The organism is Streptomyces sp. NBC_00554, from assembly GCF_041431135.1.
Classification (GTDB): domain Bacteria; phylum Actinomycetota; class Actinomycetes; order Streptomycetales; family Streptomycetaceae; genus Streptomyces.
The window spans coordinates 3843811-3868326 of the sequence record NZ_CP107799.1 but is presented as its reverse complement, the minus strand read 5'-3'; the positions used below and the strand labels follow the sequence as shown (position 1 = coordinate 3868326).

General features: G+C 70.8%; 23 protein-coding genes. 13 read left to right on the top strand and 10 right to left on the bottom strand.

Annotated elements, in window-relative coordinates; translation table 11 throughout:
* Positions 1 to 4: 4 nt before the first annotated feature.
* Complete coding sequence (gene sdhC, locus OG266_RS16645; protein ID WP_266455538.1) at positions 5 to 385, bottom strand: succinate dehydrogenase, cytochrome b556 subunit; 381 nt, start codon at positions 383 to 385, stop codon at positions 5 to 7.
* 166 nt (positions 386 to 551) lie between these two features.
* Positions 552 to 1196, bottom strand: a complete 645-nt coding sequence (locus OG266_RS16640; RefSeq protein ID WP_371546505.1) for a 2-oxo-4-hydroxy-4-carboxy-5-ureidoimidazoline decarboxylase — start codon at positions 1194 to 1196, stop codon at positions 552 to 554.
* Between the two features lie 563 nt (positions 1197 to 1759).
* On the opposite strand from OG266_RS16640, the gene OG266_RS16635 reads away from it, so the two are divergent.
* The 5 genes from OG266_RS16635 to OG266_RS16615 all read left to right on the top strand — a co-directional run bounded on the left by OG266_RS16635 (position 1760) and on the right by OG266_RS16615 (position 6282).
* Positions 1760 to 3409, top strand: coding sequence for a glycoside hydrolase family 20 protein (locus OG266_RS16635; RefSeq protein WP_371546503.1), 1650 nt, complete (start codon positions 1760 to 1762; stop codon positions 3407 to 3409).
* 171 nt (positions 3410 to 3580) lie between these two features.
* Entirely contained in the window at positions 3581 to 4423 is an 843-nt protein-coding gene (locus OG266_RS16630; protein WP_371546502.1) for a DUF4328 domain-containing protein, read from the top strand.
* Between the two features lie 91 nt (positions 4424 to 4514).
* Positions 4515 to 5018 carry a hypothetical protein gene (locus OG266_RS16625; RefSeq protein WP_266455530.1) on the top strand — a complete coding sequence of 168 codons (504 nt, stop codon included), beginning with the start codon at positions 4515 to 4517 and terminating at the stop codon, positions 5016 to 5018.
* Positions 5019 to 5141: 123 nt separating this feature from the next.
* On the top strand, positions 5142 to 5729 hold the full coding sequence (locus OG266_RS16620; protein WP_266455528.1) for a hypothetical protein: 588 nt from the start codon (positions 5142 to 5144) through the stop codon (positions 5727 to 5729).
* A gap of 172 nt (positions 5730 to 5901) precedes the next feature.
* Entirely contained in the window at positions 5902 to 6282 is a 381-nt protein-coding gene (locus OG266_RS16615; protein WP_371546500.1) for a hypothetical protein, read from the top strand.
* Positions 6283 to 6355: 73 nt separating this feature from the next.
* Here OG266_RS16615 and OG266_RS16610 read toward each other — a convergent pair whose 3' ends face one another.
* The 4 genes from OG266_RS16610 to OG266_RS16595 all read right to left on the bottom strand — a co-directional run bounded on the left by OG266_RS16610 (position 6356) and on the right by OG266_RS16595 (position 11555).
* On the bottom strand, positions 6356 to 9067 hold the full coding sequence (locus OG266_RS16610; protein ID WP_371546498.1) for an FG-GAP-like repeat-containing protein: 2712 nt from the start codon (positions 9065 to 9067) through the stop codon (positions 6356 to 6358).
* A 169-nt stretch (positions 9068 to 9236) separates the two neighbouring features.
* A complete protein-coding gene (locus OG266_RS16605) occupies positions 9237 to 10808 on the bottom strand; it encodes an SMI1/KNR4 family protein (RefSeq protein ID WP_371546496.1) in 1572 nt (523 codons plus the stop codon).
* A gap of 112 nt (positions 10809 to 10920) precedes the next feature.
* Entirely contained in the window at positions 10921 to 11331 is a 411-nt protein-coding gene (locus OG266_RS16600) for a PIN domain nuclease (protein ID WP_371546494.1), read from the bottom strand.
* Positions 11328 to 11555, bottom strand: a complete 228-nt coding sequence (locus tag OG266_RS16595) for a type II toxin-antitoxin system VapB family antitoxin (RefSeq protein ID WP_266455517.1) — start codon at positions 11553 to 11555, stop codon at positions 11328 to 11330. Before OG266_RS16595 ends, OG266_RS16600 begins: the two co-directional genes overlap by 4 nt.
* A gap of 189 nt (positions 11556 to 11744) precedes the next feature.
* On the opposite strand from OG266_RS16595, the gene OG266_RS16590 reads away from it, so the two are divergent.
* The 5 genes from OG266_RS16590 to OG266_RS16570 all read left to right on the top strand — a co-directional run bounded on the left by OG266_RS16590 (position 11745) and on the right by OG266_RS16570 (position 16440).
* Positions 11745 to 12134: a hypothetical protein gene (locus OG266_RS16590; protein WP_371552811.1), complete on the top strand. Its 390-nt coding sequence runs from the start codon at positions 11745 to 11747 to the stop codon at positions 12132 to 12134.
* 152 nt (positions 12135 to 12286) lie between these two features.
* A complete protein-coding gene (locus tag OG266_RS16585) occupies positions 12287 to 12904 on the top strand; it encodes an RNA polymerase sigma factor (protein ID WP_266455515.1) in 618 nt (205 codons plus the stop codon).
* A 105-nt stretch (positions 12905 to 13009) separates the two neighbouring features.
* Positions 13010 to 14134 (top strand): hypothetical protein, encoded by a 1125-nt coding sequence (locus tag OG266_RS16580; protein WP_371546493.1) that lies wholly within the window; start codon positions 13010 to 13012, stop codon positions 14132 to 14134.
* A 384-nt stretch (positions 14135 to 14518) separates the two neighbouring features.
* Positions 14519 to 15181, top strand: a complete 663-nt coding sequence (locus OG266_RS16575; RefSeq protein WP_266455509.1) for an RNA polymerase sigma factor — start codon at positions 14519 to 14521, stop codon at positions 15179 to 15181.
* Positions 15181 to 16440, top strand: coding sequence for a hypothetical protein (locus tag OG266_RS16570; protein ID WP_371546491.1), 1260 nt, complete (start codon positions 15181 to 15183; stop codon positions 16438 to 16440). Before OG266_RS16575 ends, OG266_RS16570 begins: the two co-directional genes overlap by 1 nt.
* Positions 16441 to 16661: 221 nt before the next feature.
* On the opposite strand, the gene OG266_RS16565 is transcribed toward OG266_RS16570, so the two are convergent.
* The gene (locus OG266_RS16565) at positions 16662 to 17525 is read right to left on the bottom strand and encodes a L,D-transpeptidase family protein (protein ID WP_371546489.1); all 864 of its coding nucleotides are present in this window, start codon (positions 17523 to 17525) and stop codon (positions 16662 to 16664) included.
* Between the two features lie 240 nt (positions 17526 to 17765).
* Between OG266_RS16565 and OG266_RS16560 the strand changes: the two genes are divergently transcribed.
* A complete protein-coding gene (locus OG266_RS16560; protein WP_266455501.1) occupies positions 17766 to 19346 on the top strand; it encodes a methylmalonyl-CoA mutase in 1581 nt (526 codons plus the stop codon).
* 55 nt (positions 19347 to 19401) lie between these two features.
* The gene (leuE, locus tag OG266_RS16555; protein WP_371546487.1) at positions 19402 to 20049 is read left to right on the top strand and encodes a leucine efflux protein LeuE; all 648 of its coding nucleotides are present in this window, start codon (positions 19402 to 19404) and stop codon (positions 20047 to 20049) included.
* Here the strand turns inward: leuE and OG266_RS16550 are convergent.
* Positions 20030 to 21460 (bottom strand): FAD-dependent oxidoreductase, encoded by a 1431-nt coding sequence (locus OG266_RS16550; protein WP_371546486.1) that lies wholly within the window; start codon positions 21458 to 21460, stop codon positions 20030 to 20032. The two genes, leuE and OG266_RS16550, sit on opposite strands and share 20 nt — an antisense overlap.
* A 68-nt stretch (positions 21461 to 21528) precedes the next feature.
* Between OG266_RS16550 and OG266_RS16545 the strand changes: the two genes are divergently transcribed.
* On the top strand, positions 21529 to 22179 hold the full coding sequence (locus OG266_RS16545) for a TetR/AcrR family transcriptional regulator C-terminal domain-containing protein (protein ID WP_371546485.1): 651 nt from the start codon (positions 21529 to 21531) through the stop codon (positions 22177 to 22179).
* 3 nt (positions 22180 to 22182) lie between these two features.
* On the opposite strand, the gene OG266_RS16540 is transcribed toward OG266_RS16545, so the two are convergent.
* Positions 22183 to 23241 carry a class I SAM-dependent methyltransferase gene (locus OG266_RS16540; RefSeq protein WP_371546484.1) on the bottom strand — a complete coding sequence of 353 codons (1059 nt, stop codon included), beginning with the start codon at positions 23239 to 23241 and terminating at the stop codon, positions 22183 to 22185.
* 114 nt (positions 23242 to 23355) lie between these two features.
* Positions 23356 to 24465 (bottom strand): acyltransferase, encoded by a 1110-nt coding sequence (locus OG266_RS16535; protein WP_266463821.1) that lies wholly within the window; start codon positions 24463 to 24465, stop codon positions 23356 to 23358.
* Positions 24466 to 24516 lie beyond the last annotated feature (51 nt).

Below are 24516 nucleotides of genomic sequence, written 5' to 3'. Positions count from 1 at the left end.
TGCGTCAGCTCCCGAAGACTTCGCGGAATGCGTGACCGAGGACGGGGTAAAGGGCCCCCACCATCAGCACGACCCAGATACCGACGACGGACCACAGCATCTGCTTCTGGTAGCGCGGGCCCTTCGACCAGAAGTCGACGGCGATGACACGCAGGCCGTTGAGCGCGTGGAAAAGGATGGCGGCGACGAGGCCGTACTCCAGCAGCGCGACGAGCGGCGTCTTGTACGTGGCTACGACCTTGTCGTAGTCCTCGGGGGATACACGAACGAGAGCGGTGTCCAGCACGTGTACGAACAGGAAGAAGAAGATGAGGACGCCGGTGACTCGATGAGCCACCCAGGACCACATTCCTTCCCGGCCGCGGTACAGCGTTCCAGCCGGCACGGAAAACCCTCCGGGAGCGGGGATTGGGGCCGCGCCGGCTTCGGTGTCGGACGGGCCCGGCCGGGTACGGTCCACCGGCCCTGGCCATCGTAGCGACGCTTTGTCGGAACGCTTACAGCGGCCCCACTGGTGTGATCAAACAGGCAATCAAACAGGCACGTACGGGCTATCGGGCCGCCCGGAATCCATGCGTTTCGACGATTCCGGGTTCTTCGCCCATGTCGGCTCTGCTGCCGTCTCCGTCGCCATCCCTGTCCGTTTCGAACATGTTTGCAAGGCGGGTGAGCCTGCCCCGGGCGAGTCGCCGGAGCTCCTCGGCCGCGAGGACGCGCTCCTCCTCGGGGTCGTTGGCGAGGCGGGAGCGGATTCCGGCGAGCACCTGGTCGAGGGCCTCCTCCGGGGCGAAGTTGTCCAGGCAGATGACGAACACGTGCCCGAAGCGGCTCTCGTACGCGGCGTGCGCGGCGCTCAGTGCGGTGTGGGCGGCGGAGTATGCGCCGTCCGGGAGCAGCGTGAGCGACTCGCCGGCCAGCGCCTCGGCGAGGTCGGCGGGCGTCAGGTCGTACGCCGCCTCGTCGGCCGCGGCGAGCAGTGCGTCCAGGTCCGGATAGGGCCGGTGCTCGACCAGGCGGTGGGCCCAGCGCAGGCTGCGGCAGCAGGTGAGGAGGGCGCGCTCGACCGTGTCGGCGGGTGCGGTGTTGAACCGCTCCGGGCGGGCGGGCAGGGACTGCGCCGCGCTCTTCTGCTCGGGGAGGTGGGGGAGACGGTGCGGGGGCAGCGTGTGTCCTCGGCGGTGGGATTCGCGTGACATCCGGTGGGCATCACGTGCGGATGTCACGTGTGGTTCGGCAGGGGAAGGAGGGAAAGTTGTGATGCTCACGCTATCGAGGAGTGTCGGGAGCTGTCCGACGGATGCCCGAATTTCACCCGGACGGGAGTGTTTCGGAACGTGTGGTGGACGGTTGGGGTGGGGAAGGGGGCCTAGGTTCACTGAGGGGATGTAAAACCTGGCTCCGTAATGGGGGGTTGTACGGCACGGCTGTACGACTGGCTGTGCGACCTCGGTGGCGAAGTGAGCGGCGTGATGCGGATCGTGATGTGTGATGTGGCGGGGATCGGGTGTGCGGGTGCGGGTGGTTGGGGTTTTCGCCCCCTCCGCCCCTTCCCGTCCCGTTCCTGGGGATCCGCCCCAGACCCCGCTCCTCAAACGCCGGAGGGGCTATTTCTAGCCCGTCCGGCGTTTGAGGACGAGGCCGTTCAGGCCGATACGGGGGTCTGGGGGCGGAGCCCCCAGGAACAAGGGACGGGTAGGGGCGGAGGGGGCGAAAAACTCCCGGCCGTCGCCGGCGCCGGCGCCCTGCGGAGCGTCGCCCCGTGAGCCCCGGTCGGCGGCGGGCGCCGGTGCGGGGGACTGGGTGGGTTCTGGTGGCGGGCGGCGGAGTCGTCGTGGCCGGGGCCGCGGCGCTCACCGTCGCGTTCTGGCCCGCCGGGGACAGTGGCGAGCCGGCGGGGGCGCAGGTGCCGACGGGCGGTACGTCGGTGAGCGTGTCCAGTGTCGGGCCGACGGCGCCCACCAGCGCCTCTCCCTCGCCGACACGGACGTACCCCCTGTCCCAGACCCCCCGCACCATCCCCGCCGTACGCGAACACACCCCCGCCAGGGGCCCCGGCTGGCGCCCCGCCACCGGCGCCCGCGTGGTCGTCGCCGACAGTGACCTCGCCGACGAGGGCCGGCTGCTCGCCGGAGAGCTCAAGATGTCGTACGCGGGGGAGACGGAACCCCGGTCCGGGGACGTCGAGTTGGGCCTCGACGACGGAACCTCGGGCGTGGAGTCGTACACCCTGACCGTCAAGAACGGTCGGGTGACGATCACCGCCCCCGGCGACGCGGGCGTCTTCTACGGCACGCGCACGCTCAAGCAAGAGGTGAACGGCGGCGGCACGGCGCCCGAGGGCGTCGTACGCGACCGGCCCGCGAAGCCGCAGCGCGGGCTGATGCTGGACATCGCGCGCAAGCACTTCACGGCGGACTGGATCGAGGACCGGGTCCGGGAGCTGGGAGACCTGAAGTTCAACCAGCTCGGCCTGCACTTCTCCGACGACCAGGGCTTCCGCATCGAGTCCGACACGCACCCGGAGATCGTGTCGAAGGAGCACCTCACCAAGGCGCAGGTCCGTGAGATCCTCGACCTCGCCGCGAGCCGGCACATCACCGTCGTCCCCGAGATCGACTCGCCCGGTCACCTGGGCGCGGTCCTCGCCGCGCACCCCGACCTCCAGTTGCGCAACGCGCAGGGCGTCGCCTCGCAGGGCTCTCTCGACATCTCCCAGCAGGCGTCCGCGGACCTCGTCGACGAGCTGCTGAACGAGTACGCCGGTCTCTTCCCCGGCGCCTACTGGCACCTCGGCGGCGACGAGTACCGGGCGCTGACGGTCGCGAACCCCGCGGCCTCCTACCCGCAGCTGGCCACCGCGGCCGTGAACACCTACGGCGCGGGCGCCGGCATCGCCGACCTCGCGACCGGCTGGCTCAACGACCGCGCCGAGGTGATGCGCGGGCACGACCGGACGCTGCGGGCCTGGAACGACGGGTTCTTCCCCGGGGGTCAGGTGCAGGCCGACAGCGATCTGCAGGTGGCGTACTGGACGGGCAAGGAGATCGGTGCGCGCAAACCCGTCGAATACCTCAGCGCGGGGCGCGAGTTGATCAACTACAACGACGAGTACCTCTATTACGTCCTCGGCGAGCCGCAGACCTTCGTCTACCCCACCGGGCAGCGCATCTACGAGCAGTGGACCCCGCTCGTGGTGCGCGGAACGACGCCGGTCCCCGCGAAGTACGACGGGCAGATCCTCGGCGGGAGTTTCGCGGTGTGGTGCGATCTCGCGGGCTCGCAGACCCAGGACCAGGTGGCGGCGGGGATCAGGATGCCGTTGCGTGCGACGGTCCAGAAGCTGTGGGATCCCGGCAAACCCGCACTGTCCTGGGCGGACTTCAAGAAGCTGGCGGACCGGCTGGGCTGAATCGGCTGGACGTACGGGCAGGGCGAACCGTATCTTCCGCATGCGTATTCGATACATGCAGTCGATTGCCGGGTGTGCCCTTGGGAGGGGCACGCCCGCTTCTTGTGTCGGCAGGGCTGTCGGCACGGTCCTGTCGGCACGGTTCCTGTGCCGGTGATTCGGGGGATTCCCATGTTCTGCAAGAAGTGTTACTTCGCCACGGCGTCGACGTCAGAAGGCCTGTGCGCCGACTGCGCCGATGAGGCGGCGTCGGTGTCCGCCGGTGTGCCCGCGCCCGCCGGTGGTCCCGTGCCCGCGCCACTGCCCGCGGCGCCACCCCTGCCGACGGGTCCGATGACTCTGCCGCACGGCCCCGCCTGGCTGCGTTCGCCGGTCGGCCTCGGCAAGTCCGTCGCCATACTCCTCGGCCTTGTCATCGCCACGGACCTCTTCGCCGTCTGGGCGGACCTCAACATGTACGACGTGACGGGCTCCATCGCGGGCGGCGACTTCAGCGACGCCGTCCAGCGGGAGGCCGAACACGCGGACACGGTCTACGCCGTGGCCGGGTACACGCAGACGACCTCCCTCGTCGCGGCCATCGTCGTCTACCTCATCTGGTTCCAGCGGATGAGGGTCAACGCCGAGGTGTTCAACCCGTCCGGGCACAGCAAGAGGCGCGCCTGGGTGATCTGGGGCTGGTTCGTGCCGATCGCGAACCTGTGGTTCCCCCGCAGGGTCATGCTGGACATCTGGGACGCGAGCACCCCCGTGGGCTCCCGCGGTTCGCACGGGCTGGTCAACGCCTGGTGGACGCTGTGGATCATCTCGCTGATCGCGGACCGGGCCGGGTCCACCTCGTACCGCAACGCCGAGACGCCCCAGGAGATCCAGGACGCGACCAGCCAGATCATGCTGGCCGACGTCATGGACATCGCGGCGGCCGTGCTCGCGATCCTCGTCGTGCTGCGGCTGACGCGGATGCAGAACGAGAAGGCGTACCAGGGCCAGGGCCCCCTACCGGTCGGCATCTGACCGCGGGGCGGATTGCCCGATTAGGTAGCGAACTCCCGTACGCCTGTGGTGTATTCGGCCCGAGCCGAACCGAGACACCGGGGGGACGGGAATGGGCTACTGGGGGTACTACGTCGTGGGCAGGAGCGAGCAACCGCTCGCGGAGCTGGACGCGTTGGCGGGGGCGCCGGGCATGGTCCTGCAGGCCATGGCGCCCGGCGGCTGGCAGGTGTGGGAGTACCCGAGCGGTGACGGGGACGTCGGGAGCATGAACACGCTCGCCCGGGAGACCGGGGCGCCCGCGCTGTTCGGGTACGTCATGGACAGCGACTGCGTGGTCGTCGAGGCGGCCGCGCCGGAGAGCGGCGCGTGGACGACGTGCCTGGCGCGGGCCGCGATGGCCGGGTACCTGGGGGCGGGTGAGGAGGGGCTCACCGTCGACGACTACTTCCTGGAGCCGGCCGACGCCGCCGAACGGGCCGTCGCCTGGGCCGCCGAAGCCGGGCACACGGTGGTCGCCGGGCCGCTGCTCGACGTACTGACCGCGAATCCCGACCTGTTGGCCGAAAACCTGCTATTCAGGTTCCTGGACCGGCTCGGCGTCGTACCTCTGTGAGCTTCTTTCAGCTCCTGTGACACTCCCGGTCTGTCGCACGCAGTAAGGGGAGGTGCGGGCTCCGTTAGAAACAGGCGCCCTGTCCTGGTGTTCGCGGAGTTCGAGTAGGTCGAGGGAGGCGCGATGAGCCTGGTGGAACTGATTGCTCTGGCCGACGAGCGTGGGCTGGCGGCGAGCGGGCTGGCTTGTTTGGACCGGTGCGTTCCCTTGCTGGGCGGCGATGACGACGATGTGCTGCGGCCCCTGTGGACCAGCCTGGTGGACGGGGAGGCGTGGGGGGAGCGGGTCGAGAAGGCGCGGGCAGATCTGGGCGAGCCGGGGGACTCCGACGCCGACGTCGGCTCTACCTCCGGTGCCTCGCCCGACGACCAAGCCGCGTTCCTCGTCCGCCGCATGCTCGCGACCGTTCCGCTCGACTCCTCCCTCGATGCCCTGCGGGCGTGGGCCGACGCCTGTTCCGTGGCGGCCCTGCGGATACACGAGCTCCTCGACATCGCCGCCGACGGCACCTCCTCGGTAGAGGCCCGTCGCGAGGGTCGTACCGACGGCATGTCACCGCTCGTCGCCGCCGAACTCCGGCGCCAGATCGCCATCCTGGAGCTGCTCGCGGACCGGGGCGCGGGCGGCCTGCGGCTCGTCCTGGGCCAGTCGACGGAGGGGCGGCGGGTGCTGCGGGCGGTGGTGTCGCGCCGGGCACGGGGGCGGGCGTAGGCGGCCTGACCGGGTGGTCCGTACGACGCCCTCCGCCTCGTAAACCCGCTGGCTGCGAGAGTCCTGTGCCCGTCCTGCGGGCGCTGTGGGCACCGTGGGGCGATCCCGCGCCCGTGTCGGGGAGTCGCTGGATCCGCGTGACGAATTCCGTTCGGAGGGCGCTCTTCCGAGTGTGAACGCAACTCGAGCAACCCGGCCCCAAGCTGCGACGAAGCCCATCCGCTGGGCGGCGGACGCGGTCGCGACGATGCGCGAGGGGGCGCGGCTGCGCCTCGACTACTCCGCGCAGAGCCTGTGGCGCGTCGACCGGCTGATCGAGGAGATACGCAGGGAGGGAGCGCCGTACGCCGCCGTCGAGACGGCGCTGCGCGGCTTCGGGGCGTACGGCGGTGAAGTCGTCGCCCGGTGCACGGGGGCGGAGTGGTGGGAGACGGGCGGCGATCACTGGATCCGTACGCCCGACGGGCGGTTGTGGGACCCGATCGACGAGGCCCGCCGCTGTTACGCGGGCGACGGGTCGCTGCGGCTGCTGTGCCGGGAGGCCACGCGCTGAGCCCGCGAGCCGGCCTGCGATGGCCGATGACCGTCCGCGGCGGCGGAAGCGCCCGCCGCCGCGGAGGTCGGGTCTACGGTGCGACCACCTGGCCGAGGCGGGCGCCCGTGGGCGTACCCAGCGGGGTCCTGCTCAGGATCGCCGTCGTGGACAGGCCGAGGCCGGTGCTGTTGCTCGGGACGTACATGAGGATGCCGTTGTTCGCGTCCTCGCCCTCGGCGCCGAGTGTGAGGTCGGCGCGGCCGTACCCGGACAGGTCGGTGAGGGAGACGGCCGAGCCCAGCTTGTCGTTGGTCTCCGTGGCGCCGGGGACGCCGGTGGTGTCCTGCGAGACGGAGACCGAGCCGGAGCCGGTGAGGCCGGCGGAGGTGCCCTTGAGGAGGGTCACCGTGCCCGCGTTGGCGCGGTTGACGCCGTCGCGGGCGAGGTCCTCGCCGGGGGCGCCGGTGAGGACGTCCGCGTAGCCGTCGGCGTTGTAGTCGCCGGTCGAGACCGAGGTGCCGAAGGCGTCGCCGGACTCGTCGCCGCCCGGAACGCCGGTCGTGTCCTGGTGGATGACGGTCATTCCGGTGGTGGTGAAGCCGGTCGCGGTGCCCGGGACCATGGTGACCTGGCCGCCCGCCCTTCCGCCGGACTCGGTGGCGGACGGCTGGCCGATGACGATGTCGTCGTAGCCGTTGCCGTTCACGTCGCCCGCGGCGATCGAGCGGCCGCCCCTGACGCTGATGACGGACACCTTCGTCAGGCCGGACGCGCCGCCCTTGAACCAGGTGACGCGGCCGATGCCGCCCGCGTCACGGTAGTTGAGGGCCACGTCCGCGTAGCCGTCCCGGTTGAAGTCGCCGGTCGCGGCATCGGCGTACGCGATCGCGCTCGTCGAGGTGGTGAGGGTGCCGGTCTGTGTCGCGCCGCCGGTGAGGCGGGCGTTCCAGTTGCCGCCTCTGCCGGTGCCCGCGGCGAACACGTCCGCCTTGCCGTCCGCGTTGAAGTCGGCGACCGCGACGGCTGCTCCGAGCTTGGCGCCGGCCGCTGTCACCGTCGAAGTGGCGTACGAGAAACCGGAGTTGAGGGCGGGGCCGTACAGGACGGTGACCGAGCCGCGGTCTGCGTTGCCGCTGGTGTCGTCCTCGCCGGGGGAGCCGACCGCGAGGTCCGCGTAGCCGTCGCCGTTCACATCGCCCCAGGCGGTTGCGGCGCCGAAGCCGTCACCGGTCTCGGAGGTGCCGGGGACGCCGGCGCTGTTCTGCGTGAGCGTCCGCTTCGAGGCCGTGACCGGGCCGTCGAGGCCGCCGGGGACCACGGTGACGATGCCGCCGCCTGATGTCGGCGTACCGGCGACGAGGTCGCTCACGCCGTCGCGGTCGTAGTCGGTCGTGGCGAGGGCGTGCGAGACGCCGGGGAGCTTGGCCAGGGTGGCGATCTGGGAGAGCTTCTTGTAGAGGTTGGCGCCGGGGCAGGCCGTGGCGTTGGTGTCACGGTGGCCGAAGACGCGCGGCAGCGTGACCGACTGCCCCTTCGCGACCTTGTTGCCGTCGACCCCGGCGTCGACGCCGGACGTCAGCGTCACCTTGCCGGTCGGGTCGATGCCGTACATCCCGAACTTCCAGGCGACGACCCGGGCGATGGCGTCGAGCCCTGCGCGGCTCGGCTGGGCGCTCTCGTAGTTGCCGAGATACGAGATGCCGACCGTGTTCGTGTTGAAGCCGACGTCGTGCGCGCCGACCACGGGCAGGTCCATGCCGCCGCTGCGGCCCTCGAAGATCTGGCCGCACCTGTCGACGAGGAAGTTGTAGCCGATGTCGTAGTAGCCGCGGGCGAAGTGCTCCTGCTGGATGGTGCGCAGGCGGGCGCGGGACTGTGCGCAGGAGAGCTTGTTGTCGCTGTCCACGCCGGTGTGGTGGATGACGGCTGCCTTGATCTCGGTGCCGTAGGTGGGGGTGCCGTCGTAGGCGGTGGAGGCGCCCCACTGGGACTGGGTGATGATCGGGGGCTTGACGACCGTTGAGGGGCGGGGCGCCGGGACGGTGTTGGTGGGGGTGGGCGTGGGAGACGGCGTGGGGGAGATGGTGTCCGTCGGGGTCGTCGAGTCCGTGGGCGCAGGCGTATCCGTGTCCGTGGGCGTACCCGTACCCGTACCCGTACCCGTGTCCGTCGGGGTCGCCGAGTCGCTCGCCGCGGGTGTGGTCTCCTCCGCGGGGTAGGCGTACGCGGCGGGCTCGGCCTGCGTCGTGGACGCGCCCGTCGGACCGGTGCCCGGATCCGTACCCGGGTCGAGGAGCCGCACGTCCATCCCGGCCGGCTGCCCCTTCGCCTCGGTGCCGTCCGCGCCGACCACCCGCACCTCGACGCCGTCCGCGTCGCCGGTCCACAGGGACGCCGTGCCGCCGCGTGTCCCGGCGTGTTCGGCCTCTTCGCCGTCGGCGGAGAACGGGTCGTCCGGCAGCTTCTGCCACCCCGACCAGGCGCCGCTCTCCCGCTCGCGGTAACGCACCTCGGGGGTGCCCTTCGGCTCCGCCCCCGGGTCGCTCCAGGTCAGCATCACCGCGTTGAACCGGTCGGTGCCCTGCTTGTCCAGGCCCTTTCGGCCGGCGCCCTCGTCCTTGAGCTTCACGGTGTGCACGGCGGGCTTGCGGGAACCGGCGGTCTTGTCGTCGGCGGGCCCCGACGGATTCGCCGCGGCGTACGTGACGACTCCCGCCCCTCCCAGTACGACCGCACCTATCGTCAGCCATGCTCTCCGCTTCAGACTCAGCGGCTTGTACGCATGGGTCGTCCTGCGACTCAACTGCCCCACCCCTAGAAAACGTCAACAGAAACGTCAACGGAATACGTCAATGGAAAACGTCAACAACGGTCGACAACCCTGAACAGGGCCACGACAGGCCCACCCGTCACAGGGGTGGCCTGTTTACCCAGCGCACAGAGATCGCAAAGCGTCACCACAGGACCGCGACTCACCCCCCGGCGGTCTTGAGGGTGCCGGTGACGCGGAGGGCGTTCTCGGTGTCGAGGCCGAGGCGGGCCGCCCAGGCGAGCGCGTCGTCGAGGGAGGCTTCCGCGTCTGCCAGGCGGGCGGCGGCGAGAGCGGGGGGCGCGTGGCCCTCGTTCAGCAGGGCGGTCCACTGGCGTCCGGTGAGGGAGAGGTAGCGGAGGCCCGTCAGGCCGGCCAGGACGGCCGGGTCGGGGATGTCGGCTCCGGAGAGGTCGAGGCCGCGCAGGTGGGGGACCGTGTGCAGCGGGGTGAGGTCGGCCGGGGCGGTGGTGGTCAGGTCGAGGGAGGCGAGGTGGGCGTGGCCCCTGAGCGGGGTCAGGTCGCCGCCGTCGAGGGTGACGCGCAGGGATTCGACGGGCAGTTCGCGCACCGGCGTCAGATCGGCGGTGGTGGAGCGGTTGAGGTGCAGTCGGCGGAGACTGGGGGCCGCGGTGAGCGGGGCGAGGTCGACGAGGCCGGTGGCGTCGTTGATGTGGATTGCCTGGAGGGTGGGCGGGACCTCGTCGGGGATGGCCCCGATGATCTGCTGAGGTGCGGGATCGCGGGCGGGTTCCCGCAGGTGGATGTGGTCGCCGTTCTTCTCGTACGCGCCTTGGTCCAGCAGATCCAGGTAGTGGCCGAGGAGTGAGGTGATCGAGTCGGCGACGTAGGCGGGCCCGTCGTCGTAGTCGCGGCCGGTGCGGATGAGCTGGCCGGGGCGGCCGTTCCGGGCCGGGGTGGTGTCGACGGCCAGGTAGTTGCCGTCCTCGCTGGTGGCGAAGCGCAACCAGCCGGGGTGGCCTCCGCAGCGTCGCACGGTACCGGCCGGGGTGGCGTCGAAGACGACGGCGTCCCATTCCAGGTCCCAGCCGAACCAAGGCCGTTCGCCCGCGCTCCAGTCGGTGTGCTCGGCGACGATGCTCTTGAGCGGCAGCCAGGCGTTGCCCTGGAACAGATAGCGGTTCTCGTACTCGATGCCGTCGCCGTCGGCGATCAGGTGGAGCGCCCGCAGGTCGGCGGGCAGCGGGCGGCCCAGGCGGCGTTCGGCTTCCTCGATCGCGGCGACGGTGGCGGGCGGGGGCAGTTCGTCGGGGTGTCCCAGGATCGCGGCGCGTCGTTCGAGGTAGGCGCGGAAGCGGGCCACGGCCAGTTCGGGGTCGCCCGCCGGTGCGGCGGTGCCGGGTTCCTGGTGCAGGCCGGGCTGGGGCAGCCGGTGGTCGGGGTCCAGCACCACCTGGAATCCGCCGCCCGTCCCGGTCACCCGGCTGATGGCGTCGTTGAAGGCGACGAGCCAGTACTCACCCGACGGCCGGCACACGATCTCGAGGCTGACGGGTTCCCAGCCGTGCTCTGCGCGCAGCGTCTCCGCCAGCGCCATGAGCTCCATGTAGGGGTTGGGAACGCGGTCGTTCCAGTTGCCGCTCCGCGGGGCGTACTCGCCGGTCACCGAGGTGCCGCCGCGCCCTGCCCGGCCGTGCAGCACCGCGCGCGTCCAGCCGCTCGGGGCCTTCGCGACGATCGCCTCGACTATCGGTCGTACCGCCTGCTCCAGCATGTTCCGCTCCCGTGCCCGTTGATGTTGCCGGGCATCATGGCAGCGGCCACTGACAGCGTCGGCAGCACGTCAGGCGGGGGCGAGGCGCTCGGACCCGGACGAGGTGGCCCGGCTAGTCCTTGAGGTCGATCAGGCGGACCGGCTGCCCCGTCGTCCGGGCGATGGTCTCGAAGTCCCGGTCGTAGTGCAGGAGGGTGAGGCCGGCCTCCTCGGCGACCGCGGCGACCAGGAGGTCGATGGCTCCGGCGCTGCGGTGCTCGCCCTTGGTGGTGAGTTGTTCCTGTACGACGCGGGCTCGCCGGTAGATGCCGTCGGGCATGGGGCACCAGGCGAACTGGTTCAGCCTGTCCTGGATGACCTCACGGTCTTTGGCAGAGCGAGCGGAGTACAGCACCTCCAGTTCACTGATGTCGCACAGGGCGACCAGCCCGCCGCCAACGCGGCGCTCCCATTCCTCGGATGCCTGGCGCAGCAGGATTCGTGCCAATGCCGAGGTGTCGATGAGATAGTCCGGGACGGTCACGTGCTATTTCCCCCTCGGTAGTTGCGCTTGTCGAGGAGGAGTTCGACGTCAAGGGCACCTTCTGCCGCGAGGTCCTGCAACTCGTGCAAGGCGCGCAGGCGACGGTTGCGAGCGACGATCTCCCGCAATGCGGTGTTGATCGTGTCGCGCTTCGTCGTCGTGCCGAGCTCTATGGCGGCTGCTTCCAGGGCTTCGTCGTCGAGGTCGATGACGGTGCGGCTCATGAGCGCCTCCTCGTGATACACGGCTTTGTGTATCAATATACATGATCCACTGTATATTCACTGGTCGCGTGTGACGTTCGGCGCCCGCGTTCCGCTTGGTCAGGTGGACCGGTGCGTGACCACGCCCCGGGTGCGGTGGGGATGAGGGGGCGGGGGCTCGTGACGGAGCGGATGTCGGTCGATGTGTCGATGCGGCAGCATGCGGGGCAGTTCGTGCGGCAGATCACGGCGCGGAACCGGGTGCCGCTGGACTACTCCGTGAACAGTCTGCGGGTCGTCGACTTCATCGTGGACGGCTTGCGGAAGGGGGAGCCCGAGCGTGGCAGGGTCGAGCATGTGCTGTTCGGGCTCGGCGCGTACACGGGTGAGGTGCTGGTTCGGCGGGCCGGGGCCCGGTGGGTCGAATTCGATGCCGGGCAGCGGGAGTTGTTCGGGCAGCCCGTCGGGGTGCGGATGTCCGACGGGCGGGTGTGGAACCCGCTCGGCAAGGTCGTGAAGCGGTTCGAGGTGGGGGAGCTGGAATCCGTACGGACGTTCTATCTGCAGCTGCATGGGCGGGCGTCCCGGCAGATCGCCTGAGGCGGGGCAGGGGCGGGAGGGGTGGAAGGGGCGGCTGATGTGCTGTGACATTTATGTGGGGGCCGACGCTGATGACCATGAGGGCGTCGACACGGCCCGACTGTGTCGAACGGCGTGAAATTCGGGCGAATTCGGTACGAACGAGGACAGTGTTGGGCCAGCGAGGGGAACCCCGCCGCGCGCAGGCGTACGACGGGGAACTGGGCGTCGCCGTCGCGCGGGCGCAGGACGGTGACGAGGCTGCCTTCGCGGTCGCGTACCGGCTTGTGCAGCCCGGACTGCTCGGGTATCTGCGGGGGATCGTCGGTGACGACGCGGAGGATGTCGCGTCCGACGCCTGGCTGGAGATCGCCCGGGATCTGGGCCGGTTCAAGGGGGACGGGGCCGGCTTCCGGGGCTGGACCGCGACCATCGCCCGGCACCGGGCGCTCGACCATCTGCGACGCCTGAAGGTGCGGCCGCGGGCGACCACGCTCGAGCAGGACGTACTGGAACTGCCGGGTACGCACTCCACGGACGACCAGGCGCTGGAGGCCCTCTCCACCCAGGACGCCCTGGAACTGGTCGCCGGGCTGCCTCGCGACCAGGCCGAGGCCGTACTGCTGCGGGTGGTCGTCGGCCTGGACGGGCCCGCCGCCGCGCGCGTCCTCGGCAAGCGCCCGGGCGCGGTACGCACCGCCGCCCACCGCGGCCTGAAGCGCCTCGCGCGCCAACTCGGCGTCGAGGGTGTGACGGATGAGGAACCCCGGACGCTGGGGGAGTCGGGATGAGCGGCAGGAAGCCGGCGGGCAGGCCGAGTGGGCCGGGCACGTCCAGTGGATCGGGCAGGTCGAGCAAGCCGATTAGGTCGGGCAGTCTCAGGGATGGATCCAGACATGGGTGAGCGGCAGAGCGGTGGCGGGACCCCCGACCGTCGGGTCGCGCACCCCGCAGGCGACGAGCCTGCCGTCGGGGCCCGCCCCGCAGGCGATGAGCCTGTCGTCGGGGCGCGCCCCACGGACGACGAGCCAGGAGCAGCGGCGGTGCGCCCGGCGGGCGACGATCCCGCCTCCGCGAGGCCACCTGCGGACGGCGGTCCTGCCTCTGCCGGGCCGCCTGCGGGCGACGAGTCAGGCGGCGCGATGCACCCCGCGGGCGACGAGCCAGCAGCAGCGGTGCGTCAGGCGGGCGACGATCCTGCCTTCGTGGCGCCGCCTGTGGGCGACGATCCTGCCTCCGTCGAACCGCCTGCGGACGGCGACCCGGCCTCCGTCGAACCGCCTGCGGACGGCGCCCGCGCCCCCGTCGAACCACCCGCGAACAACGACCCCACCCTCCCGAAACCGCTTGCGGGCGACCCCCCTGTCGGCGAGATGCACCCCCCGGGTGGTGAAGACCCCGCCGTCGAGGTGCTGCTCGCTGCCGTGCGCCGGCGTGTGGTGAGTGATGCCGGTGCGGAGGCGCGGGCGGTGGCCGCGTTTCGCGCCGCGCGTGACGCGGGCGCGCACGCCGTGCGACCCGCGCGCTCCCGGCGGCGCGACGACTGGCGGCCGCGGGAGCAGCGGAAGGTGGGCCGCTCGCTGCGGACCACGTTGGCCGTGCTGCTGGCGAGCCTGACGCTGGGCGGGGTCGCCGTCGCGGGCATCGGTTCGGTGTCGGACGACGGCGGTGCCGACCGGGACGACACCCGGCCGCCGTCGAGCAGCGCCGCCCCGGAGCGGTCCGGGCCCGGGCCCGCGAACCCGACGCCGCCCGGCCCCGAGCAGACCGCACCGTCCGGCCACCCGTCCCAGGCGAAGGACACCGAGGCCCACTGTCGCGCGTACGACGCGGTCAAGGGCCGGGGCAAGGCACTGAGTTCGACGGCCTGGCAGCGGCTGATCGACGCCGCGGGTGGCGAGGGCAACGTAGAGGCGTACTGCGCCGGGCAGTTGGACCACGAGGCCACCAGATCCCCCGGCAAGGCGAACAGCACGCCCAAGGCAACGCCGAAACCCAAGAAGTCCAAGGACAAGGGCTGAGGGCAAGTAGTCGACCCGGTTCCGGTACAGCCAGGGGAAGCAGCAGGTCCCGCCCTCGCCGATGGCAACGGCCGGGGCCGCCACCCCCCACAGGAGAGGCCCCGGCCGTCGCGCGGCACGGGCCGCGCGGCGGCCCGTACTTTCTACAGCGCCGCGACTGCGCTTTCTGTCACACCTCGCTCCGTCACCACGTCGTTGCACGTTGTACGAACATGGACGCACAGCGGTTTCACGCCGTAACGTGCCATTCGCGCCGGGCTGCGGAGGGCCGACAGCCGCAACCAGGCGGGGCATGAGACCGCAACCATCAATTGAGTAACCACGACGGCGAGTACCCGGTCCGCGAAAGCGGCGCCGGCTTAGGCGCAAAGAGGGGCGCGCGCGGTGCTGGGGGACGACGCGGAGCTGACTGCCGCGGTGCTTGCGGCACAGGACGGGGACGAGACCGCGTTCCGGACTGTGTACCGCGCGGTGCACCCACGGCTGCTCGGGTACGTCCGGACGCTGGTCGGCGACCCGGACGCGGAGGACGTCACGTCCGAGGCCTGGCTGCAGATCGCCCGTGACCTGGAGCGGTTCAGCGGGGATGCCGACCGCTTCCGCGGCTGGGCCGCCCGCATCGCCCGCAACCGCGCCCTCGACCACATACGGATGCGCGGGCGCCGCCCCGCCATAGGCGGCGACGAGACCGAACTGACCGGCAAGGCCGCCGAGTCCGACACCGCGGGCGAGGCCATCGAGGCCCTGGCCACCAACAGCACCCTCTCGCTCATAGCCCAGCTCCCGCAGGACCAGGCGGAGGCCGTCGTACTGCGCGTCGTCGTCGGCCTCGACGCCAAGACCGCGGCCGAGACACTCGGCAAGCGCCCCGGCGCGGTGCGCACAGCGGCGCACCGCGGTCTGAAACGGCTCGCGGAGTTGCTCGGCGACGATCCGGAATCCGCCGGCGCACTCGGCGCCGTACCGCCACAAAGAGAACCGCGTACACGCGCGGTGACGTCCGCCGGTGTGACGCATACGCGTTCGCGGACGCAGAAGGACATGTGATGGCCGACGAGCGCTGTGTCTTCCCGGGTGACAACCCACGGCCCCCGGGCCGGTGGCTGGACCGCGACGCCGCCGAGCGTCTGCTGCGCGGAGAACCCCTGGAAGCCGTCGACACCGAGGCCAGGAACCAGGTGGACAGGCTCGCCGGGGCACTTGCCGCGCTGGCCGCCGAACCCACGCTCAGCAGCGACGAACTCCCCGGCGAGGCTGCAGCGTTGGCAGCGTTCCGCAAGGTGCGCGCGGACCGGCACGGCGAGGTGGAACAGCTGGCCCCGCGTCCTCGTACGCACCCTGTCTCCCGCATCACCTCGCACCCCTCCGACGCCGGTCTCGTACGTCTGGGACGTCCCGACTCCGGTGGTCGCCGGGCCCGTTGGGGGCGCCCCACACGCCTCGGTCTCGCCGCCGCGCTGGCCGCCGGGATGATCGGCGGGGTCGCCGTCGCGGCCGGAACCGGAATGCTGCCGACTCCGTTCGGTGACGAGAAGCCGGGCCCTGCCGCCACGGTGACGGCCGCGGCTACGCCGGAGCGCCCGGTCGGCTCGCCGTCGCCGGGTGCCCCGGACGGCGACGACTCCCAGGTCCCGGCGCCCGGCGCCACCACGAACGGCCCGTCCGTCGGCGGCTCCTCGAAGGACGAGGCGGGCGGCGGCGCCACGAGCGGGCAGCAGGGCTCGGACGAGGCGGGGAAGTCCGGCCGTACCGGCGAGTGGTGGAGCCAGACACGTTCGTCCTGCCGCGACGTCCTCGACGGCAAGGACCTGGACGCCGGCCGCAAGAGCGTCCTGGAGGACGCCGCGGGCGGTGGCGGCAACGGGCAGCTGAAGACGTACTGCAACGGAATCCTGGACCGGACGGACACCGGCGGCGACGGCCGGAACGACGCCAAGGACTCGGCCGGGAGCACGAGCTCGGGCGCGGACACCCGCTCCGACCAGGGCTCCGTCCCGGAGGACGGGGGTGGTGACGACGACGGAAACCACATATTCCCGCTGCTCCCGGTGCTCCCGGGCGACAACGACGACAGCCGTGACGACGACGGCCGCAACAACGACGGCCGTAACGACGATCAGGGCAACGGCGATCGCGGCAACGATGACCTCGGTAGCGGAGACGCCGGTGACGGCGCCCGTGACAACGATGGCGTCGGCAGCGACGGAATCCTCACCCCGTCCCCATCGCCGTCGTCGCCCTCGCCCTCGCCGTCCTCCCCCTCCACCCCGGCCCAGCTCCTCCCGATCCCCGCAAACCCATCCTGACCTGCGGTTTCGTATCTCCCTGGATTTTCTTGGGCCCCAGGTGTGACATTTTCAGCCGCGGTGGCGCAGTAGTGGGTGAGCCGACTGGTCATCGGCCGTCGCACTGAGCCGGGGTTCCCCCCGTACCCATGGCTCGGTGCACACTGGCGCGGGCGGGACAGGTTCCCCCGGTCCCGCCCGCGCCCCACTCACCTTCCGCGGCACGTGTCACGCGCCGCGTGTCACCAGTAGACGACGACCTTGTCACCCGTGCGGACCTGCGCGAACAGTGAAGCGATCTTCCCCTCGTCCCGGACGTTGACGCAGCCGTGCGAGGCGCCGAAGTAGCCGCGGGCCGCGAAGTCGGTGGAGAAGTGCACGGCCTGGCCGCCGCTGAAGAACATGGCGTACGGCATGGACGAGTCGTAGAGCGTCGACACGTGGTAGCGCGACTTGAAGTAGACGCTGAACACACCTTCGCGGGTCGGCGTGTACTGCGAGCCGAATCGCACCTCCATCGTCGACACCGTCCGGCCGTCGACCATCCAGCGCAGCGTGCGGCTCGTCTTGCTGATGCACAGCACGCGCCCCGTCATACAGCGCGAGTCCGGCTCCGCGGCGGGCTGCCCGCCGTACGCGTACAGCTCCCATTTGCCGGGCTCGTGCGTCATCTTCCGCAGCCGCTGCCAGGTGACGGTGTCCATCGCGCCGGTCCTTGGCAGACCCCGCTTGCCCTGGAAGCCCTTCACGGCGGTGGCGGTCAGGTCGTCGTACGTCCCCGTCGGCCCGTCGAAGAGCCAGGCGACCTGCCGCAGCCGGGCCTGCACCTCGCGTACCTCGGTGCCCTCGTCGCCCCGGGACCAGAGGACCTCGGCGGCGACCGGGGTGGGCTTGGTGCTCGGCTTGGGGTCGTCGGGCGAGTCGGGCGAGTCGGTGGGGGAGCCAGAGGCGCTGGGCTTGGGAGTGGAGCCCGCCGTGCCGTCGATCCTCACCAGCGGCGGCTGCTTGCCGTCCGTGTCCACGGCCTGAGCGGTGCACGCGCCGACCGCGGCGAGTGCCACGAGCGCGGCCAGCGACCGCTTCACGTGCCTCGTCGGTCTCGTCATGGGTGGTGTCGTACGCATCGGACCCCCGTCGTGCCGTCGTGTGTCACCTGAGATGCTCCCCGCGCATGACCGGTTGCGAACTACGCGGCATGGTGGAGAGCGAAGCCCATCAAACAGGGCCGTGGGCCGGTCTGTGAGCAAGGTCCCAGCGTGGGCCACTCCACCGGGCGCACGGCCGCCACTACAGTCCGTCGCGAGGTCCGTTCCTACCAGTGGGTAACTTCAGCGGGAGGCACAGCAATGGCGCGCGAAACCGAGTCCGGTCTGCCCATCGAGCCGGTCTACGGGCCGGAGGCTCTGGCGGGCTGGGACCCCGCCGAGAAGCTGGGCGCGCCGGGTGAGTTCCCCTTCACACGTGGTGTGTATCCGTCGATGTACACCGGGCGTCCGTGGACGATGCGCCAGTACGCCGGTTTCGGCACGGCCGTGGAGTCCAACGCGCGCTACAAGCAGCTGATCGCCAACGGCACGATGGGGCTGTCTGTCGCCTTCGACCTGCCCACCCAGATGGGCCACGACTCCGACGCCCCGATCGCGTCCGGCGAGGTGGGCAAGGTCGGGGTCGCCATCGACTCGATCGACGACATGCGGATCCTGTTCGGCGGGATCCCGCTGGACAAGGTCTCCACGTCGATGACGATCAACGCTCCCGCCGCGCTCCTGCTGCTGATGTACCAGCTGGTGGGCGAGGAGCAGGGTGTGCCGGCCTCTCAGCTGACGGGCACGATCCAGAACGACGTCCTGAAGGAGTACATCGCGCGGGGCACGTACATCTTCCCGCCCAAGCCCTCCCTGCGTCTGATCGCGGACATCTTCAAGTACTGCAGGACCGAGATCCCGAAGTGGAACACGATCTCCATCTCCGGCTATCACATGGCCGAGGCGGGTGCTTCGCCCGCGCAGGAGATCGCGTTCACGCTGGCGGACGGCATCGAGTACGTGCGGACGGCGGTGGCGGCGGGGATGGACGTCGACGACTTCGCCCCGCGGCTGTCCTTCTTCTTCGTGGCCCGTACGACGATTCTCGAAGAGGTCGCCAAGTTCCGTGCCGCGCGCCGCATTTGGGCCCGGGTGATGCGCGAGGAGTTCGGTGCGAAGAACCCCAAGTCGCTGATGCTGCGCTTCCACACTCAGACGGCCGGTGTCCAACTCACCGCGCAGCAGCCGGAAGTGAACCTGGTGCGCGTCGCGGTGCAGGGCCTGGGCGCGGTGCTCGGCGGTACGCAGTCCCTGCACACCAACTCCTTCGACGAGGCGATCGCGCTGCCGACGGACAAGAGCGCGCGGCTCGCGCTCCGTACGCAGCAGGTGCTGGCGTACGAGACGGACGTGACGGCGACGGTCGACCCCTTCGCGGGCTCGTACGTCATCGAGAGGATGACCGACGACGTGGAGGCCATGGCCGTCGAACTCATGGCCAGGGTCGAGGAGTTGGGCGGCGCGGTGAACGCCATCGAGAACGGTTTCCAGAAGGGCGAGATCGAGCGTTCCGCGTACCGGATCGCCCAGGAGACCGACTCCGGCGAACGGGTCGTGGTCGGCGTCAACCGCTTCAAGCTGGACGAGGAGGAGCCCTACGAGCCGCTCCGCGTGGACCCGGCGATCGAGGCCCAGCAGGCGGAACGGCTCACGAAGCTGCGTGCGGAGCGGGACCGGGCCGCGGTCGACGCGGCCCTCGCCGACCTCAAGAAGGCAGCCGAGGGCACGGACAACGTCCTGTACCCGATGAAGGACGCCCTACGCGCCCGCGCGACGGTCGGCGAGGTGTGCAACGCGTTGCGGGGGGTCTGGGGGACTTACGTGCCTACGGATGCGTTCTGACCGGCCCTCGAAACACGAAGGCGGAGTGTCGTACCCCCGTGCGACACTCCGTTCCATGCTTGGTGTCACTGACCTCCCCACTTACCTCGCAGGCCTCGTCCTGATCGTTCTCCTCCCCGGCCCGAACTCGCTGTATGTGCTGTCGGTCGCCGCGCGCAGCGGCATACGTACCGGCTACAAGGCCGCGGCGGGTGTCTGGTGCGGAGACGCCGTCCTGATGACTCTCTCCGCTGCCGGGGTCGCCTCGCTGCTGCAGGGGAACGCGCTGCTGTTCGGGATCGTGAAGTACGCCGGTGCGGGGTATCTGACGTGGCTGGCGGTCGGGATGCTGCGGGCCGCGTGGGGGATATGGCGGACCCGGCGGGTTCGGGCGGAGGCTCCGGCCTCGGTGGCGGCCGCCGAGGAGCGGCCCTTCCGGCGGGCGCTGGTCATCAGCCTGTTCAACCCGAAGGCGATCCTGTTCTTCGTCGCCTTCTTCGTGCAGTTCGTGGACCCGGGGTACGCCTACCCGGCGCTCTCCTTCGTCGTCCTGGGCGCCTTCGCCCAACTGGCGAGCTTCCTCTACCTCTCCGCCCTGATCTTCAGCGGTACGAAGCTGGCGGCGGCCTTCCGCAGTCGCAGGCGGCTGTCCGCGGGGGTCACGACCGCCGCTGGCGCGCTGTTCCTGGGCTTCGCGGTCAAGCTCACGCTCGCCAGCGCATAGCGGGGCAGACCCGAGCCGCGTACTCCGCCAGCCCCTCCGCCGTAGCGCCCGCCCAGCCGACGTAACCGTCGGGACGGATGAGGAACACCCCGGTCCCGTACGCCTCGTACGCCGGGATCCGGACCGTACGGGCCCCGGCGAGGTCCGGCAGGTCCACGTCCGTGCCGACCGCGAGCAGGGTCCAGTGCGGGCCCCGGAACGCGTCGAAGAGGCGTACGCCGCCGCGGATGCCGTCCGGTGCGCGGTCGCCCGCGTGCAGGGCTTCGGACGGCAGGCCCTGCCGGGTCTCCACCGCGAGTGAGCAACCCCGGTAGCCGAGGCCGAGCTGCTGGGTCGCCTCGCCGCGCCGGACCTCGCCGCGGTGGACCTGGGTGGAAAGCCCGAGCATGTCCGCGGCGTTGGGCAGCCGCTCCTCCTCGTAGGAGTCGAGGAGGGACTCGGGAGCGTCGCCGCTCAGCACCGCGCCCAGCTTCCAGCCCAGGTTGTACGCGTCCTGGACGCTGGTGTTGAGGCCCTGCCCGCCCGCGGGCGAGTGGACGTGCGCGGCGTCGCCCGCGAGGAAGACACGGCCCTCGCGGAACCGGTCGGCCATCGCGGCCCGGGGCCGGAAGTCGGAGGCCCAGCGCACCTCGGTCACGTCATCGGGGGAGAGGTGCGAGCGGGTGGCGACGACCTTGCGGATGCTGTCGAGGGAGAGGTCGATGTCCGTGCCCTCCGGGAACTGGGCCACGATCTGGAAGTCCTCGGTCCCCGCCAGCGGGAAGACCGCCATGAAGCCCTCGGTGCCGGCGGGCGGGAAGACGTGCACGTTGTCGCGGTCGAGCCCGGTGAGGCGGACGTCCGCCACCAGTACCGGGTTCGGATCCACCGTCTCGCCGGTCATGCCGATGCCGAGCGCGCGCCGAACGGTGGAACGGCCCCCGTCGGCGGCGACGGCGTAACGCGCGCGGACCGGAGCGCCCGCCGCGAAAGTGGCCGTCACCCCGTCCACGTCCTGCGCGACCCCCACCAGCTCCCGCCCGAACGCCACCTCTCCGCCGAGTTCCGTCAGCCGAGCGAGGAGGATCTCCTGCGTCCGCCACTGCGGCAGCATCCACGGCTCGTGGTACGGCTCGGCCTCCGTCGCCTCGGTCTCGTCGAACATCCGGTGCTCGCCCGCGCGCTCCCCGTCCAGCCAGATCATCCCGACCGGGTAGCGGCCGCCCGCCTCGCGGACCGCGTCGAGCACGCCGAGGTCGTCGAAGACCTCCTGGGTGCGGGGCTGCAGACCCTTGCCGCGCGAGCCGGGGAAGAGCCCGTCGGCGCGCTCCACGACGAGGGCGCGGGCCCCGCGCCGGGCGAGGTCCACGGCGAGCGCGAGCCCGGTGGGACCGGCACCGACGATGAGTACATCCGAGTCGTACGCGTTCATACCCAGCTCCTTAACGCTGTTAAGTTCCTTGCTTGGAGCATGCCCTTAACGGCGTTAAGCTGTCAAGCGTGGTTACCCAGAGATCCCCCAAGCTGGACAGGAAGCAGGTCGTCGATACGGCCCTGCGGCTCCTCAACGAGGTCGGCCTCGACGGGCTCACCCTCCGGGCGATCGCCAAGGAGCTGAACGTCCAGGCCCCGGCCCTGTACTGGCACTTCAAGAACAAGCAGGCGCTGCTCGACGAGATGGCGACGGAGATGTACCGCCGGATGGTCACGGACGCGGGCATCCCTCCCGGCGTCAGCTGGCAGGAGCGGCTCCTGCTGGGCCAGCGCGGCCTGCGCCGGTCGCTGCTCGGCTACCGCGACGGCGCGAAGGTGTTCAGCGGCTCCCGCTTCACCGGCACCGAACACGCCGTCGAGCTGGAACTGAACCTCCGCGCCCTGCTGGACGCGGGCTTCACCCTCCCGCAGGCCGCCCGCGCCTCCTCCACCGTCTACCTCTTCACCATCGGCTTCATCACCGAGGAGCAGGGCGTCCAGCCGCTGCCGGGGGAGCGCCGCGAGGGCTACGACATCGAGGAGCGAGCCGCCCGCATGGCCGCCTACCCCCTCGCGGCGGCCGTGGGTGCCGAGGTCTTCCAGGGCTACGACGAGGGGTTCGAGGAGGGGCTGCGCCTCGTGATCGCGGGGATCGAGGCGCGGTACGGGATCAGCTGAGCGTCAGCTCGCCGCCGCCCGCTTGGCGGCGCGGGCCCGGCGGATCGCACGTGTGATGACGGGTGGCAGCAGGTCGAGGGCGATGCGGCGGACGTGGCGGCGGGGGCCCGGGGCGGGCCTGCGGCGGGCCTGGGGCGCCTGGTGGGGCTGTTGGACGGCGGACGGGCTCGCCTCGGACGCGGGCGGGTCCGCCATCGCGGGTTGCGATTCCGCCGGCTGCGATTCCGTCGGAGCCGCGACGGCGACAGCGACGGCGACCTCGGTCGCGGGCTCCTCCGTGACGACGGTCGTGGCGTGATCGGTGTAGTGCCGGGACGGCGGGAAGGCCGGGGCCTGCATGCCCTTGGCCTTGAGGCGGATGATGCGGTGGCCGGCCGCATGCTGAACGCTGAGGTGGCAGTCCGTCCGCTCCCGGGCCATGGCCAGCAGCTCCTCCTGGACGGGCTCGGGATCGTCCCAAGTCCCGTACAGCTTCTGGGCGCTCAGGCAGATCGGGTGCAGGCCCCTGCTGAGCACGGCCTCCCAGGCGGCCACGGCGACGCCGGGCGTGTGCTCCGAGCGGAAGTCGTCCAGGACGACGATGCCGCCGGGCAGCAGCGCTTCGCGGGCCGCCGCGATGTCCCCGTGGACGTGCTCGTACAGATGCGAGCCGTCGATGTGGACGAACCGGCAGGAGCCGGGAGCGATTTCGGACGGCACCAGCGAGCTGGGGCCCTGTACGACGCGGGGCAGCTCGTCGTGGAAGGAGAGGTAGTTCTCCTCGAAGGCCCGCCGGGTGAGCGCGCTGTACGACTTCGTGGACTCCGCCTGATTGGCGTTGTCGGGCGCGTCTCCCTCGAAGAGGTCGCAGACCGTGTACCGCTCGCCCTCCTGCGCGTGGCGTCCCAGGAAGATCGCGCTCTTGCCCATGTACACCCCGACTTCGAGCAGATCGCCACGCATCCCTGCGGATTCCTGCCGGTCCAGGCACCAGTCGAAGAGCATCTGGTCGAGGACGGGGAACCAGCCGGGAACGTCGTCGAGCTGGTGGGGCGGGCGGGTGGCGGCTTGTGTGGCAGTCATGACGATCAGTGTTTCCGCGACTGCCCGGAGAGAGAAATCCCCACGCACGACCAGGTGAACCTGAGGGCAAAATGCATTTTATCAGACTTTGTCGACCGGTGATGCTGTAAGGACTCAGGTCCGGGACTTGGCCAGCGCCGAGCGCAGTCGCGGCGTCAGCTGCTTCTCCACGTACCGGTTCATCAGCCAGGCCAGCAGCAGCATGGTTCCGACCGTGAGCAGGAAGGTCCCGTACGACGGGATGTGCAGGGTCTGGTGGTACGCCTTTATCGCCACCCAGCCCAGGTGCTCGTGGACCAGGTAGAAGGGGTACGTCAGGGCGCCCGCGACCGTCAGCCAGCGCCAGTTCGCCCAGTTCAGCCAGCCCAGCGCGATCGCCGCGACCGCCACGAAGCCGAAGGCGACGACGAGGACGATGCCGAAGGTGGTGCGGTGGGCGAAGGCGTTCGGGTCCGCGGCGTTCCACAGCTCGCGCACCGCGTAGTGCTGCCCGATCAGGAAGCTGACGACCACGATGCCCCAGGCGTAGATGTCACGCCGGTCGCGGTGGACGAGGTAGAGGCCGACGCCGCCGATGAAGAACGGCGCGTACTCGGGCATCAGCACGATGTCCAGCAGTGGCATCTGCGCGCCCTGCGCGATCACGTACGCCAGCGTCCAGCCCGCGCAGAACATGATCACCCGCTGCCTGTTGGCCCCGGGCAGCACCACGAACAGCGCGAACAGCGCGTAGAACCGGATCTCCGCCCACAGCGTCCAGCAGACCCCCAGCACCCGGTTTACGCCCAGGGGTTGCTGAAGCATCGTCATATTGACGAGCGCGTCGCTCGGCGACACCGCGTGGTAGGCCACCATCGGCAGCGCGAACACCACCGTCACCAGCACGACCGCCGCCCAGTAGGCCGGCAGCAGTCGCGAGGCGCGGGACGCGAAGAACGACTTCAGCGGCCGGCCCCAGCCGCTCATGCAGATCACGAACCCGCTGATCACGAAGAAGACCTGGACGCCGAGGCAGCCGTACGCGAAATACTCGTGGAGCGTGGGGAACTGGCGTTCGGCGGAGCTTCCCCAGGCCCTGGTGACGTCACCGCCCCGACCGCCGTAGTGGTACGCGGCTACCATCAGGGCAGCGATCAGCCGCAGTCCGTCCAGTGCGCGCAGCCGGGTCTCCCGGGGCCTCGCCCGCTCCGGCCGGGGTACGTCGGTCACCGGACGGACGGTCATGCTGGTCACGAAAAAATCCCCTCGCGGGTGCTCCTGTGGGCGGGTTGTCCC

Coding starts and splice junctions, on each gene's coding strand:
- OG266_RS16570 (WP_371546491.1), top strand. CDS start 15,181: ATGGCCGACGAGCGCTGTGTCTTCCCGGGTGACAACCCACGGCCCCCG.
- OG266_RS16620 (WP_266455528.1), top strand. CDS start 5,142: ATGAGCCTGGTGGAACTGATTGCTCTGGCCGACGAGCGTGGGCTGGCG.
- leuE (WP_371546487.1), top strand. CDS start 19,402: ATGCTTGGTGTCACTGACCTCCCCACTTACCTCGCAGGCCTCGTCCTG.
- OG266_RS16560 (WP_266455501.1), top strand. CDS start 17,766: ATGGCGCGCGAAACCGAGTCCGGTCTGCCCATCGAGCCGGTCTACGGG.
- OG266_RS16625 (WP_266455530.1), top strand. CDS start 4,515: ATGGGCTACTGGGGGTACTACGTCGTGGGCAGGAGCGAGCAACCGCTC.
- OG266_RS16595 (WP_266455517.1), bottom strand. CDS start 11,555: ATGAGCCGCACCGTCATCGACCTCGACGACGAAGCCCTGGAAGCAGCC.
- OG266_RS16550 (WP_371546486.1), bottom strand. CDS start 21,460: ATGAACGCGTACGACTCGGATGTACTCATCGTCGGTGCCGGTCCCACC.
- OG266_RS16580 (WP_371546493.1), top strand. CDS start 13,010: ATGGGTGAGCGGCAGAGCGGTGGCGGGACCCCCGACCGTCGGGTCGCG.
- OG266_RS16540 (WP_371546484.1), bottom strand. CDS start 23,241: ATGACTGCCACACAAGCCGCCACCCGCCCGCCCCACCAGCTCGACGAC.
- OG266_RS16590 (WP_371552811.1), top strand. CDS start 11,745: ATGCGGCAGCATGCGGGGCAGTTCGTGCGGCAGATCACGGCGCGGAAC.
- OG266_RS16535 (WP_266463821.1), bottom strand. CDS start 24,465: ATGACCGTCCGTCCGGTGACCGACGTACCCCGGCCGGAGCGGGCGAGG.
- OG266_RS16630 (WP_371546502.1), top strand. CDS start 3,581: ATGTTCTGCAAGAAGTGTTACTTCGCCACGGCGTCGACGTCAGAAGGC.
- OG266_RS16605 (WP_371546496.1), bottom strand. CDS start 10,808: ATGCTGGAGCAGGCGGTACGACCGATAGTCGAGGCGATCGTCGCGAAG.
- OG266_RS16565 (WP_371546489.1), bottom strand. CDS start 17,525: ATGACGAGACCGACGAGGCACGTGAAGCGGTCGCTGGCCGCGCTCGTG.
- OG266_RS16640 (WP_371546505.1), bottom strand. CDS start 1,196: ATGTCACGCGAATCCCACCGCCGAGGACACACGCTGCCCCCGCACCGT.